This is a genomic window from Nocardiopsis lambiniae, assembly GCF_031845465.1.
In the GTDB taxonomy this organism is placed as follows: Bacteria; Actinomycetota; Actinomycetes; order Streptosporangiales; family Streptosporangiaceae; genus Nocardiopsis; species Nocardiopsis lambiniae.
The window spans coordinates 108,326-121,722 of the sequence record NZ_JAVREP010000003.1 but is presented as its reverse complement, the minus strand read 5'-3'; the positions used below and the strand labels follow the sequence as shown (position 1 = coordinate 121,722).

The 13,397-nt window shown below is 73.9% G+C and carries 12 protein-coding genes; 3 read left to right on the top strand and 9 right to left on the bottom strand.

Features of this window, described 5'->3' with window-relative positions; genetic code table 11:
- Window positions 1-77: 77 nt before the first annotated feature.
- The 7 genes from RM479_RS06630 to RM479_RS06600 form a co-directional block, all read right to left on the bottom strand.
- On the bottom strand, window positions 78-500 hold the full coding sequence (locus tag RM479_RS06630; protein WP_311510826.1) for a nuclear transport factor 2 family protein: 423 nt from the start codon (window positions 498-500) through the stop codon (window positions 78-80).
- Between the two features lie 51 nt (window positions 501-551).
- Window positions 552-1,592 (bottom strand): branched-chain amino acid aminotransferase, encoded by a 1,041-nt coding sequence (locus RM479_RS06625; RefSeq protein ID WP_311510825.1) that lies wholly within the window; start codon window positions 1,590-1,592, stop codon window positions 552-554.
- Window positions 1,589-2,881 carry a methylaspartate mutase gene (locus RM479_RS06620; RefSeq protein WP_311510824.1) on the bottom strand — a complete coding sequence of 431 codons (1,293 nt, stop codon included), beginning with the start codon at window positions 2,879-2,881 and terminating at the stop codon, window positions 1,589-1,591. The genes RM479_RS06625 and RM479_RS06620 overlap by 4 nt, the downstream gene beginning before the upstream one ends.
- Window positions 2,878-3,330, bottom strand: coding sequence for a cobalamin B12-binding domain-containing protein (locus RM479_RS06615; RefSeq protein WP_311510823.1), 453 nt, complete (start codon window positions 3,328-3,330; stop codon window positions 2,878-2,880). Before RM479_RS06615 ends, RM479_RS06620 begins: the two co-directional genes overlap by 4 nt.
- Before the next feature lie 95 nt (window positions 3,331-3,425).
- On the bottom strand, window positions 3,426-4,649 hold the full coding sequence (locus tag RM479_RS06610; protein ID WP_311510822.1) for an ATP-grasp domain-containing protein: 1,224 nt from the start codon (window positions 4,647-4,649) through the stop codon (window positions 3,426-3,428).
- Between the two features lie 32 nt (window positions 4,650-4,681).
- The gene (gene argH, locus RM479_RS06605; RefSeq protein WP_311510821.1) at window positions 4,682-6,142 is read right to left on the bottom strand and encodes an argininosuccinate lyase; all 1,461 of its coding nucleotides are present in this window, start codon (window positions 6,140-6,142) and stop codon (window positions 4,682-4,684) included.
- Window positions 6,139-7,413 carry a helix-turn-helix domain-containing protein gene (locus tag RM479_RS06600; RefSeq protein ID WP_311510820.1) on the bottom strand — a complete coding sequence of 425 codons (1,275 nt, stop codon included), beginning with the start codon at window positions 7,411-7,413 and terminating at the stop codon, window positions 6,139-6,141. The genes argH and RM479_RS06600 overlap by 4 nt, the downstream gene beginning before the upstream one ends.
- A gap of 205 nt (window positions 7,414-7,618) precedes the next feature.
- Between RM479_RS06600 and RM479_RS06595 the strand changes: the two genes are divergently transcribed.
- A complete protein-coding gene (locus RM479_RS06595; protein ID WP_311510819.1) occupies window positions 7,619-7,765 on the top strand; it encodes a hypothetical protein in 147 nt (48 codons plus the stop codon).
- A 22-nt stretch (window positions 7,766-7,787) separates the two neighbouring features.
- On the opposite strand, the gene RM479_RS06590 is transcribed toward RM479_RS06595, so the two are convergent.
- Window positions 7,788-10,769, bottom strand: coding sequence for an AfsR/SARP family transcriptional regulator (locus RM479_RS06590; protein WP_311510818.1), 2,982 nt, complete (start codon window positions 10,767-10,769; stop codon window positions 7,788-7,790).
- Window positions 10,770-10,968: 199 nt separating this feature from the next.
- Between RM479_RS06590 and RM479_RS06585 the strand changes: the two genes are divergently transcribed.
- Together RM479_RS06585 and RM479_RS06580 are read left to right on the top strand one after the other, a co-directional pair.
- Window positions 10,969-11,319 (top strand): nuclear transport factor 2 family protein, encoded by a 351-nt coding sequence (locus RM479_RS06585; RefSeq protein WP_311510817.1) that lies wholly within the window; start codon window positions 10,969-10,971, stop codon window positions 11,317-11,319.
- Window positions 11,320-11,497: 178 nt separating this feature from the next.
- Window positions 11,498-12,139, top strand: a complete 642-nt coding sequence (locus RM479_RS06580; protein WP_311510816.1) for an OB-fold-containig protein — start codon at window positions 11,498-11,500, stop codon at window positions 12,137-12,139.
- Between the two features lie 27 nt (window positions 12,140-12,166).
- Here the strand turns inward: RM479_RS06580 and RM479_RS06575 are convergent, their stop codons facing one another.
- Window positions 12,167-13,090 (bottom strand): hypothetical protein, encoded by a 924-nt coding sequence (locus RM479_RS06575; RefSeq protein WP_311510815.1) that lies wholly within the window; start codon window positions 13,088-13,090, stop codon window positions 12,167-12,169.
- Window positions 13,091-13,397: the final 307 nt, after the last annotated feature.

The window sequence follows — 13,397 nt, the reverse complement described above, 5'->3', positions numbered from 1 at the left end:
TTCGGCGGGGCCCGGCACCCGGCACACCGGTGGGGCAGATCGACGGCAGTTGCCGATCCGCCCCGTCCCGGGCGCGCTCAGACCATGGGCGAGAAGAAGTAGGTGTCGCGGCGGCGGAAGCGGCCGTCGGGTGCGGTGCCGAAGAAGTCCGCGTAGCGCAGGGAGACGGATCTCCCGTTCTTGAGGACGCCCTCGAACCGCCCCTGGACGGCCACGCCGTCCGCCCCCACCACCACGGACTCGGGGGTGTGGGTGCCCTCACGGATCACGCGGGCCTGGCGGTAGAAGCGCTCGAAGGCGTCGCGGCCGACGATGGAGGGGTAGCCGGGACGGTCGTAGACGACGTCGTCGCTGAAGAGTTCGAGCAGGCCCTCGATGTCGCCCGCGTCCACCCGGGCGTAGACCTCGCGGACGCGGGCGTCCAGCGAGGCCGGGTCGTCGAGGCCGGCCCGCGCGGGGACGGCGGGGAACGGAACGCGGACGGTGTCGGTGACGGTCATGGCGGACTCCTTGTGTGTGAGGGGTGATCAGAGGGTGTGGTCGGGGGAGGTTCAGCGTGCGGCGACGGCGTGCAGCCAGCCTCGGGGGTCGGGGCGGCGCCCGTGCTGGACGTCGACCAGCGCGGAGCGCAGGGAACGGGTGACCGGGCCAGGGGCGCCGTCGCCGACCACCCAGTCGCCGCCCGCGTCGCGGACGCGCGTGACGGGGGTGATCACGGCGGCGGTGCCGCAGGAGAAGGCCTCGGTCATCTCACCCGTCTCGCACTCCTTGCGCCACTGCTCCAGCGAGACGCGTTCGACGACGGGCGTGTGGCCCAGGTCCGCGGCCAGGTCGAGGACGCTGGCCCTGGTCACGGAGGGCAGGAGCGTCCCGGTCAGTTCGGGGGTGACCACGCGGGCCCCGTCCGGGCCCCCGCGGACGAAGAACAGGCTCATGGCGCCGGCCTCCTCGATCCAGCGGCGCTCCTCGGAGTCGAGCCAGACCACCTGCTGGCAGCCCTGCTCCAGGGCGCGGTTCTGTGCGAGGTAGGTGGGCGCGTAGTTGCCGGCGCACTTGATGTCCCCGGTGCCCCCGGGCATGGCACGGCTCTGGTCGTGGGACACCCAGACCGAGATCGCGTCGGCGTCGCCGAAGAGGCCGCCGGTCACGAACGCGATGAGCAGGAAGGTGTACTCCCGGGCGGGTCGGAGCATGAGGTCGGGCTCGCTCGCGTACATGAGCGGCCGCAGGTACAGGCTCCGGGCGTCCCCATCGCCCAGGACGTGGCCGTCCCGTGCCACCAGCTCCTCCGCGGCGTCCAGGAACAGGTCGTCGGGCAGTTCCGGCATGGCCAGCCGGCGGGCGGAGTGGCGGAAGCGGCGCGCGTTCTCCTCCGGTCGGAACAGCGCGAGTCCGCCGTCCCGGCCGCGGAAGGCCTTGAGGCCCTCGAAGACGACCTGGCCGTAGTGGAGGCCGACCATCGCGGGGTGCATGGGCAGTTCCCCGAAGGGCAGGGTGGCCGGTCGCGACCAGCCGTCCTCCTCGGTCCACCTGGCCAGGACCATGTGGGCGGTGAAAGAGCTTCCGTAGGCGTTCGACGCGGTCGCGGTCATGGGTTCACCTTTTTCTCCTGGGGCGTCGGCGCGGTGGCCACGCCGCTGTCGTGCCTGCGCTCCATGTAGGAAAGCGTCGAGAGCAGGTTCGCCGAGGTCACGGCACCGGAACGGTGGGCCACGGCGGGGAGGGGGAGTGCGCCGGTGTCCGCCCAGCACAGACGGCCGTCCTCGGCGATGCGGGACCGCACGCGGCCCGCGTTATCGGGGTGAAGGCAGTAGGGGATGTCGAGGTGCCCCCGGGCGAACGCCCTCAGCAGCGCCGTTCCGACGTCGTCGGAGTGGTCCAGGACGGCACGGATCAGGATCCGCGCCTCCCGGTACACCTCGCTGTCGGGGTCCCCCTCGGGCAGGGGCTCCGCCTGTTCGGCGGCCCGCGCCGCGACCTCCAGGGCCCGGACGTTCTCCTCGACGGTGGGGATGCGGTGCGCCTCGGCCTCCGTCTTGACGATGATCCGTTCCGCGCCCGCCTCGACCGCGGTCCGGGCGGCCTGGCGGAGCAGGGAGCGGGCGCCGCCGGGGGTGCGCGGGAACAGCCCCATGTAGGTGTAGAGGACGACGTGCCACCGCGCGCCCGGCAGGAACTCGGCGGCCAGGCGCCGCAGGGCTCGCACGGCCTCGCGGTCCTGTGCGGGGCTGGTCTGCTGGGCGTAGCTCAGGGAGATCCCGGTGACCCCGTGCCGGAGGAAGAACAGTCCTTCCAGGAGGCTGATGGCGACGAGCATCGACGGCGGGCAGAGCTGCCCGAGCATGCAGCCGCCGAACGTCTCGATGTGGGTGGAGCCGCCGTGCCGTGCGAGGATCTCGGCGCTCTCGCGCCAGTTGTCCACGGAGCGCTCCAGCGGGGTGCGCCCGTAGGGCAGGCAGTAGGACACCGGCCCGCCCTCGGTGGCGGTCAGCCCGGCCCCGAGCAGGGCGCGGAAGATGGCCTGCGGGGCGGCCGAGCCGTGCCGGACCTGGACGGGGAAGTCGGGACCGGCGATGCCGTCGAGCACGTCGTGGGTCTCCCGGGCGGGACGCACGACGATGGGGTAGCCGTTGAGGTCGACCCCTTCGAGCACCGCCCGGCGGGCGGATTCGTCGTCGCCGACGCGGGTGTAGCTGTCGAGCGTGATGGTGCCGACGGTGGCGGCGTCCGCCGCCCGGGTCGCGGCGAGCCCGCCGCGCATGCGCCCGGGATCGCTGAAACCCATGCGGGGCTGGACCACGAGGCGGCCTCGGGCGTGCTCGCGGCCGACGAAGCCGCCGAACGCGTCCAGGGCGGTCGCCGGCGGTGCGGCCGGGGTCATGACGCCGCCTCCAGGACGAAGCCCCCCAGGTAGACGCGGAAGGCGTCGGTGTCCCCGTCGGCGAAGACCGCGTCGAAACCGGCCGTGGCGAGGGCGTCGACGCGGTCCCGGTCCAGGACCCCGTCCACTCCCAGTTTCCCGCCGATGACCGCGGTCACCCCGTCCGTTCCGGGTGCCGCCCGCAGCGCGGTGACGGCCCGCAGACCGTCCTCGTACCCGTGGCCGTTGACGCTGCTGACCACGAGCAGGCGCGGCCGGTGCTCGCGCACCCGGTCGATGAGCAGGTCGTCCGGGACGCAGGGGCCGAGGTTGACCACCCGGTGCCCGGCCTCCTCCAGGAGTAGCTGGAGGAAGACCAGGTTCCAGGTGTGGGAATCGGAGGAGGTCCCGGACAGTACGGTGACGGGTCCGGGATCCTCCGGAGCCGGGCCGTGGGAGATGGGCCGCATGGGAAACCGCCAGGGGGTCGTGAGGGATGGTTCTCATCGGGCGTGAGAAACGTAACCCTCGCGTCCCCCGGCGGACCGGAAGAAACGGGAGGCAGTCAGTCGGCGGGAAGGGCGGCGTCGTCGTCCCTGGAGACGAGGACGCCCAGGAGGCCGAGGGCGTGTTCGGCCTCGGCCACCGCGCGTGCGGGCCGTGGCGCCACGGCGATCACGTGGCCGATCCGGTCACGGAAGCTGTGCGTGACCTCGACCCGTGCGCCCTCCCGCACCGTGACCGCGGCCCGGACCACCCCCGGCGAGCGTTCGGCGCCGTCGGTCGACACCAGGGCGACGGTGCCGGCCTGCCCGGCGAACAGGAAGCGGATGGCCGCCGCCTCGGAGCGGGTCGGCTCCAGGGGCACCGGCGCCCCGAGGACGCGGGCGACGGTGGCCGCGACCAGGTCCACGCCGGTGGCGGCCTCGACCAGGGCGGGGATCATACCGCCGGCCAGCCGGGGGTTGACCTCGACGATGCGCGGGCCCGCCGTGGTCAGCCTGATCTCGACGTGGGCCGGGCCCCAGCCCAGGCCCAGGGCGCGCAGGGCCGCCAGCGCGGTCTCCGCCAGCGCACGCTCGGCGCCCGGAGCCAGGTCGGCGGGGTGTTCGTGGCCGGTCTCCAGGAAGCGCGGGGGCGATCCCAGGCGTTTGGCGGTGACGCCCACGACGCGTTCGTCGAAGGTCTCGACCGAGAACTCGGGGCCGTCGAGGTACTCCTCGACCAGGGCCCGGCCGGGCTCGGCGTCGAGCAGGGGGCGCAGGGCCTCGGCCGTCTCGGCGGGACCGGAGCAGGCCCGGACGCCGTCGGACCCCGATCCCAGGACCGGCTTGACCACCACGGTCCCTCCCGCGACACGGGCGAGCGCCGCCCCCTCGGCCGTGCTGCGGACCTCTCGGGACAGCGGGCCCGGTACCCCGGCCGCGGCGAGGATCCGCCGCTGGAGGGCCTTGTCCCGGCAGCGGTCGACGGCCTCGGGGTCGGGGGCGGGCAGTCCCAGGGAACGGGCTGCCGCGGCGGCGGTGGCGACGAAGTACTCGGAACTGGAGGTGACGCCGGCGACGCTCCCGCCGAGCCCCCGGCAGAGCGCCGCCACGGACTCGCGGTCGGCGGTGTCGGTGACCAGGTGGGGGATCGCGTCCTGCTCGACGTACGCGTACCGACGCGGGTCGCGGGTGAGGAGCAGGGGTTCGACGCCCAGGGCGCGGGCCCGGGCGCAGAACTCGCGGCCGGAACCGGTGGTGTTGCTCTCGACGAGGACCAGGCGGGGGGAGGTGGTACCGGTCATGGGGGACTTCCCTTCTCGGGGTGGGGCGCGGATCAGACGGCGGAGGGGGTCCGCGCGGTCAGCTCGCGGACCGCGTCGTCGAGGCGGCGGTGCGCCCGGGCACACCGCTCACGGGCCGCGGCGAGGTCGAGCGCACGGGCGCGCAGGTCCCGCCGGGAACCGGCGAAGAGGCCGTCGAAGGCGCCCGGTCCGCCGCCGGCGCGGGTGGCGAGCGCGGCCTCCCGGGCCGAGGCCAGGTGGGCGGGGACCGGCCGCCGGACGCCGTCCGCCTCCACCGTGTCGATCCCGGTGCGGCCCTCGTCCAGGGCCGCGCGCACCTCGGCGCCGACCGCGTGGTGCGCGGTGCGGAAGGCGACGCCCTCCCGAACGAGGTGATTGGCGACGGCGGTCGCCGTGGTGAACCCCTCCTCCGCCCGGCGGAGCATGTCCCGCGGTCGGGGCCTGGCACCGCCGACCAGGACCTGGGCCAGGAGCAGCGCCTCGTGCACGGCCTCGAACCCGGGCCGGCAGGCGGCGACGGCCTCGGTGCCGACCTCGATGCAGTTGGTGAAGGGGGTGGACTTGGTCATGGACGCCGCTGCGGTCCAGGCCCCGATGGCGGCCCCGGCCTTGGCCTTCAGGTGCTCCAACAGGAAGGCGTTGCGCTTCTGGGGCATGGCCGAGCTGCCGCCGACGAGGTGGTCGGCCATGTCGATCAGCCCGAACTCCGCGGTGCTCCAGAGCTGGAGGTCGCAGGCCAGCCGGCTGAGGGTGACGGCCAGTCCGGCCGCGGCCGACAGGAGACGCAGGTGGGTGTCGCGGCTGGCCACCGCGTCGACGGAGTGCCGCGCGGGCTCGCGGAAGCCGAGCAGGTCGGCCGTCACCGCGGGGTCGATGGGCAGGTCGGTGCCGGCCACCGCGCCCGCGCCCAACGGGCAGCGGTCCAGGCCTCGGGCGGCCTCGGCGAGCGCGTCGGCGTCCCGCCCCAGGGCCTCGGCCACGCCCAGGAGGTAGTGCCCGTAGGTGACGGGCATCGCCGCCTGGAAGTGGGTGTACACGGGCATGACCGTGTCCCGGTGGACGCGGGCCCGACCGAGCAGGACCGCGTGCAGACGCAGGGTCTGTCCGAGCAGCCCGTGCGCGCGCTCCCGCAGGAGCATGGCCGCGGTGGTCGCGTTGAGGTCGTTGCGGGACCGGCCGGTGTGCAGGGCGCCACCGACCTCCGGTCCGAGCAGGCCGCTCAGGTACTCCTCGTAGGCGAGGTAGAGGCCGCGGGGCCGGGGGAGCCCGCGCACCGCGGCGAACCCGTCCGCGCGCAGGTCCGTGACGGCACCGGCCAGCGCGGCCGTGCGGGCGCGGTCCAGCAGCCCGGTGCGGTCGAGCATGACCAGGTGCGCCAGGTCCACCTCGGTGATGGGTCCCAGCTCGGCGGAGACGTCGGCCGAGCCGTTCTCGAAGAGCCTGCGCCGGGTCCCGGCGCGCAGCCCGGTGGTGAGGCGTCCGGTGGTGGTCACGGCGTGGCTCCGATGCGGTCGTCGAACGTGTGGGGGGCCGGGTCCAGCAGACCGACCAGGCGGGGGGTGCGGAAGAGGGAGAGGGCGGAGCCGCGATCGCGACGGACCAGGCCGCGGGTCATCAGCCCGGCGAGGGAGCGCCCGCAGTCGGTCATGGAGCTGCCCGAGGCCTCGGCCAGGGAGGCGGCGGTGACCCCTTCGGGGAAGGCGCGCAGGGCCGACAGCAGGCTTCGTTGCTCCCCCGGGCAGTCCTCGACCGCCGTGAGGAAGGCGTTCCTCCGGTCGGGGCCTCCCCCGTCGAGCCGCGCGAGCAGGGGGAACGGGTCCTCCACCAGCAGGGCGCGCAGGGTGTCCAGGTCGTACACCGAGGACCAGGAGGCGGCGGAGACGAGCGCCCCGGGCAACGCGTCGAGCAGGAGGCAGATCTCCTCCGTCCGGGGGTCGCCGAAGCGCAGCCGGGGGTCGGCCAGCCCCAAATGGTGGTCGAGGATCTCGCGGGCGTCCTCCTGCTCAGGGGGATCGAGCAGGAAGACCTGTTCACCCGGCAGGCCGTGGGGCCGTCGGGCGGTGGCCAGGATGCGCAGACCGGGGCAGGACGCCAGGAGCCGGGCCACGGGCGCGGCGGCCAGGCGGTCGGGGCGGGGGTCGTCGAGGACGAGCAGGACGGGCTCGTCCCCCAGGACGGCGGCGACCGTGTCCAAGGCGTCGGTGTCGCCCGTGTCGGAGTGGAGGGCGTCGACGGCCGCGGCGGGAAGGGGCGTCCGGGCGGGGTCATGGACGAGTTCGCAGGCGTCGCCGCAGGCCCAGGCGACACGCAGGCCGGGGTCGCGGTGCAGCCGCGCCGCGGCCTCGGCCGCCAGCCGGGACTTGCCCACACCCGGCAGCCCGACGACGGAGACGATCCGGTCGCCGACCGACGCCAGGCCGGCGGTGAGCGTCGCCAGGTTCCCCTTCCTTCCGAGGAGGGGGGTGCGGGCCACGGGCGGGTCTCCCGCGACGTCCTGGAGGCGCAGGCTCGGGCACCCGTGGCCGGACCGGCGGCCGGCCGCCGCGTGCAGGTCCTCACGGTCCCTGTCGTTGAGCCGCAGCCCGTCGGCGAGCAGGCGGACGGTGTCGCGGCGGGGGGTTCGGGCGCGCCCGTGTTCCAGGTCCCGGATGGCGCGGACGCTGATGGTGGAGAAATCGGCCAGCTCCTGCTGGGTCAATCCGCTACGGACTCTGAATCTGAGGAGGAGGGGTCCGAAGGCCTGCTGCACTTCCCGGGCTTCCATGTTCCACGTCGACCTTTCAGGTGGCGTCTGCTGGGGTGTGCACCAGCGTGGAAGACCGGGCTATCGCGTCCTCATCCCCGCCGCTATCGGTACCGGGGGGTGGGGGACCGCGGCGGCAATAGCACGGGGATAGGGAGAGGACAGGGCGGATTTCTACGGTGTGGACACGCCTCAAGGAGAGCCCGACCGAAGAAAGGCACCCCCCATGCGACTCCGCTTCCTCGTCCTCACCGCCGCCGCTCTGACCCTGGTCTCGCTCCTGGGCTCTCCCGCCCTCGCCGAGGACGGCTCCGGCACCCCGCCGACCTGCCAGACCTCCTCCTGCACCGACAGCGGCAACTGGCCCAAGTAGCCACCGGGCGCCCCGCCCGGGCTCAGCCCGGCGACACCGCCGCGCCCGCGCCCGCGGCCACCGCCGTCCGCTCCAGGAGGGCCCGTGCCTGTGCCTCCCCCTCGCGATCGCCCAGACTCCCCCACAGGACGATCGACCGTTCCAGAGCCGCACAGGCCGGGCCCGTCTCCCCCATCGCGGCGAGGGCCCGCCCGAGACCGGAGTGCAGCAATGCCTCACCGACCGGGTCCCCGGGCCGGGTGACGTGCCCGAGGGCCTCCTCGAACCGCGTGCGGGCATCGGCGTGTTCGCCGAGTTCCATGTCGCGGAGCGCCATCTGGTAAAGGACCTGGGCCTGGGCGCGCGGATCCCCGGTCTCCCGGGTGCAGGCCAGGGCGCGCTCCAGGAAGGTCGTGGCCTCACCGGGCCCGTCCTCCGCGAGGGAGATGCGGCCCAGCGAGATGAGGGGCCGCCAGGCCGCACCGGTCTCCCCCACCGCGGCGAAGTCCTCCAGGGCCGCCGCGCAGAACGCGCGGGCCCCGGCCCGGTCGCCGGCGGCGAAGGCGGAGTCGGCCATCCAGGCCCGGCACAGCCCCTGTCCGAAGCGGTCCCCGACCTCGGTGAACCCGTCGAAGGACGCAGACAGGGCCGCGTCGGCCTCACGGGGACGACGGTCGTTGGTCATCAGCAGGCACCGCACGAAGTCCATGGCGGCGGTGCCGCGCCGGTTCCCGGACGCGCGCACGGCCTCCGAGACGACTTCGAGGATCTCCCGGAACTCGTCGAAGTACCCACGTCTCTCGGCGTAGACGCAGAACTGCGAGGCCAGTTCCCAGCACTGCTCGTCGAATCCGAGTCGGGCGGCCTGGGTGATGGCGGCGAGCAGGCCGGGGCGTTCGAGGTCGATCCACCGGTGCGGGTCGGCGAGCAGCACGTCGGTGTAGGCGGCGGGCGGGCGCCACCGCTCGCCGGTACCGGTCACGCGCAGGAGGTTGCCGCCCAGGATCCTGCGGTTGGCCTCCTCCAGGAGGGCGAGCCAGCCGCCGATGAGGCGACGGTGGCCGTCGGGGGTGGGCAGGCCCTGCTCGTCGGCCTTCTCCCGCGCGTACTCACGGACCAGGTCGTGGAAACGGTAGACGGGTTCCCCGGCGGGATCGATGCCGGTGGCGTCGAGCATGCGCGCGTCCACGAGGGGCTCGGTCAGGTCCGCCGGGAAGGGGCGCGGGTCGTCGAGCAGGGCGCCCGCGGCCCAGGAAGGGACGGTCGGACCTTCGGCGGCGCTGAGGAGGCCGAAGACCCGGGCGGTGACCGCGTCCAACCCGTCGTAGGTGAGGGAGAGGCTGGACCGGACGGTCATGTCGCCGTGGGCCAGTTCGTCCAGTCGGCGCCGCTCGTCGGACAGACGGGTCACCATCGCCGCCACGGACCAGTGCGGTCGGGCCGCGAGCCGGGCCGCGGCGATGCGCAGTGCCAGGGGGAGGCGGCCCACGCTGCGCACCAGCGCGCGGGCGGACTCGCGCTCCCGTTCGACCCGGTCCTTGCCGATGACGCGGACGAGCAGGTCCAGGGCGGCCGACTCGTCGAGGATGTCGAGTTCGATGCGGTGGGCCCCGGGCAGGCCGGTGATCCGGGCGCGCGAGGTGATGAGGACCCCGCACCCGCCGCGGCCGGGCAGGAGCGGGAGGACCTGGGCCTCGGAGGCCGCGTCGTCGAGCACGACGAGCAGGCGCCGGGAGGCGATGATGCCGCGGTACATCCCGGAGCGCTCGTCGAGGTCGTCGGGGACGGCCTGTCCGGGGACGCCGAGTGCCCGCAGGAACCTGCCGAGCACGTTGAGGGCCGTCAGCGGTTCTCCGCCGCTGCCGCGCAGGTCGCAGTAGAGCTGCCCCTCGGGGAAGTGCTCATCGGCCAGGCGGTGGGCGATGTGGACGGCGGTGGCGCTCTTGCCCACTCCCGGGCGGCCGAGCAGTACGGCGATACCGGACGCGCCGGGGCCCCCGGCCAGGGCCTCCTGCACCGCGGCGACCGTCTCGGGTCGGCCCACGAAGTCGGCGGCGGCGGTCGGGAGCTGGAAGGGGCCGGGGACCGGGGTCGCCGCGGCGGTCGGCGCCTCCTCCCGGTCGCGCCGCGCCGGGCCGTCGTCGGCTGCTCCGGGGCCGTCGGCGGGCCGGTGCTCGGCGGGGACAGGGGGCGCCGGGGGCACCGGGGCGCGGGGGAGGTCCAGCGCCGGGTCCGACCGCAGGATCGACGCCTCCAGCGACCGCAGCTCGGTGCCGGGTTCCAGCCCGAGTTCCTCGATGAACAGGTCGCGTCCGAGGCGGTACGCGCGCAGGGCGTCGGCCTGGCGGCCCGAGCGGTACAGGGCGAGCATGAGCTGGGCGCGCAACCGCTCCCGTGTGGGGTGGCGGTCCACCAGGTCGGGCAGTTCGCCGAGCAGGCGTGCGTGGCGGCCCAGTCGCAGTTCGATGTCGACGTAGGCCTCGGTGGCGGCGACCCGCTCCTCGTCGAGCAGGACCGCCTTGTTGCGGAGGATCTCCCCCTCCAGGCCGGACAGCGCGGGGCCGCGCCAGCTCCCGACGGCCTCGCGCAGACAGTCGGCCGCGTCCTCGTCGCGCCCTTCCCTGGCGAGGATCTCGGCGTCGCGCACCGAGACCCGGAACAGGTGAACGTCCACCGCCTCGGGGCCGGCGCGCAGCAGGTAACCGGGAGTCCGGGTGTCGATCACCGCCCCGGTCGGGACGAGCAGGCGTCTGAGCCGGGACACGCAGATCTGCACCTGGGTCCGGGCCGTCTCCGGCGGATCGTGCGACCAGATGACGTCGACCAACTGGTCCGTCGAGACGATGCGGTTCAGGTCCAGCAGCAAGGAGGCCAGGACCACCTGCTGGCGACCCGGCGGCACCCGCAGGGGGCCACCGGGCCCTTCGACCTCCAGTGACCCGAGGAGACGGAAAAATCCGTGCCGAATATCGCTCTCGGCTTCTGTTGCGGTACTTATCGTGACACCCCAATTGCGCTGCAACATCGGACACGGTAACGCCCGCAAAGATTTCTATCACACGAAATACAACAAAAGGGAGACGTGGATTGAGTTCATTTGAAAAATGCGATAGCGGCGAGATAGCCCTCGGATTGCCCGCCGGTGCAGCATGAAAGCATTCCATCAGGAAGGACTTCCCATGTACCCCCGAGCCGGATCCATGGCCATCACCGCCAGTGATTCCGTGACCACCGTCGGCACGGAGCACGCGCGCCTCTCGTACCACTACCTCGATCTCGGGGACGCGGAAGGCTACATGTCCCTCCTGGATCCCGAAACGCGGTTCCACCACCCGGGCGAACGAGTCGCCCGCGGCCCCGCGGAGGCCTTCCGGAGCATGAAGCGACTGGGCTGCACAGGTGGTCGGCACTCGCTTTTCAAAACGGTTTCCGAAGGGGACACCGTCATCGTCGTCGGCAGGTTCACCAGCGACGACGTGCGGGGAAACCAGAAGACGGCGGAATTCGCCGACGTATTCACGTTGACCGACCTCGGGCTCCTGCTCACCCGCCGGCGGTACTCCTGGCAGGGCTGATTCCGGCCCGGCCGCGCCCCGAACCCGAGGACGGTGGCCGATTCCGGCCGACGCCGGTCACCCTGCGCCGTCCTGAACTGGGGCGTTCGGTAGAGTTCCGGACACGGTCCCCGTCCTGACGGCACGTTCCTCCCCCGAGTGCCGCCGGGGATCCCGGACGCGAAGGAGTGTGACCCGCGTGGGGTTGTTCCTCGGCACGGCCCTCGGCTTCCCGACCGTGCTCCTCACGCCCATGCTCCTCGTGATCGTCGTCTACTGGATCATCGCGGCGGTCGGCCTGGCCGACGCGGAGTCGCTCGACTCCGTGGACGCCGACGGCGACCCGGTCGGGGCGAGCGCGGTGATGGGCCGGCTGGGCCTGGGCAAGGCCCCGGTGACCGTGGAGATCACCGTGCTGGTGCTCTCCGCCTGGTTCGTGAGCATGATGGGCGGGATCGTGGCCAGTCTCTTCACCACCCCCGGAAGCGCGGCGGCCTGGGCGCTGGGCGCGGTCGTCCTCCTCATCGCCGTGATCGCGGCGTGGGCGTTCACCAGCGGCGCGGTGATGGCCCTCCAACGGTTCCTGCCCGAGCCGAAGGGGTCGTCCAAGCGCGAGCTGGTCGGCCGGACCTGTGTGATCAGGATCGGCACCGCCAGTGAGACCTTCGGGCACGCGGAGATCCTCACCGCGGGCGGGGCCTCCATCACCATCCCGGTGCGGACCATCGGCGGCGAGACGCTGCCCTCGGGGAGCACCGCCCTGATCTTCGACCACAGCGACGAACAGGACGTGTTCCTGGTGACCCGCTTCGATCCCGCCCTGGACCCCGGCAGGGACTGATCCGCCGTCCCGCGGGGCGGCGGACCGTCAGTACGGGGGGCGCCCGTAGTAGGCGGTGAAGATCTCCTCGTGGAGCCGGTCGGCCGCCTGCGCGCGCTCGTGTCCCGGGCCCCAGCGGCCGTGGGCCTCGCGGCGCAGCCCGTCCAGGAAGGTGAGCGCGCCGGCCGCGTCGTACACCGCGATCGTCCGGGCCGCCTCGACCCGGTGATGGTGCAGTTCCTCGGGGTCGGACCCGCGCAGCCCCTCGACCAGCTCCAGGTGGGCGCGCACCGCCCGGTCGGCCCGGTCGACCTGGCCGGCCATGGCCGTGATCAGGGCGTGGATCGCGCCTTCGCGCAACCGGATCTCACCATCGGGGTCGACCGTGGCCGGGGCCGGTCGGGCCATCAGGCCCTGCACCTCCTCCAGCGCGTCCCGGTGGCGTCCCCGGTCCGCGAGTCCGGCCGCCCGGAGCAGCCGGCGCCGCCGAGCGGTCTCCGGGTCCAGGGGGAGAAGGACACCGGCGGCGATGACGACCAAGGCGCCCAGGCAGGAGACGAATCCGCCGACGGACGGCCGTAGCCGCAGTTCCCCGCCGCCCGCGTCGGCGAATCGGCCCACATCGGCGATGTCGACGATCGACCAGGCCAGCATCAGCAGACCGACCAGGATGAGCAACGTCCGCTGGGCCGGTCCCGGCGCGCGGAACCGGCACAGCAGCGCCAGGAGCACGGCCACCAGGGCCGCGAACGTCAGCAGCAGGCCGTCGCCGCCCTGGAGACCGGCGCGGGAGCCGAGTTCCACCACTCCGTCGGGGGTGGTCCGGGAGCCGTGGACGACCAGGTCCGCGTCGGGTCCGCCCACCCACGGCAGGAGCAGGCCGGCCAGGGCCACCAGGACGGAGCCGCCCAGGGCGAGCGGGAACCACGGAGAGGTCCCGCCCGAGAGCCGGGCGAGCAGGAGTCTCCACACCGGGGTGTCCGGTGCGGGCGGTCCCTGCGGTGGGGGACCCTGCGGCGGACCCTGCGCGGGAGGACTCTGCGGCGGGGGTTCGGGAGGCGGGACGCCCTGGAACGGGCCGGGGGCCGCCCCCGGGTACGGCTGACCCTGCGGCGACTGACCCTGCGGCGGCCGACCTTGCGGCGGGCCCTGTGCGGGAGTGCTCCGCGGCACGGGTCCGGGGAACGGGCCGGGGGAGGCCCCGGAATACGGCTGATCCTGCGGCGGCGGCCCCTGCGGTCCCGGCGGGCGCGGACCTTCGGAGGGCGGGAACGGAGGA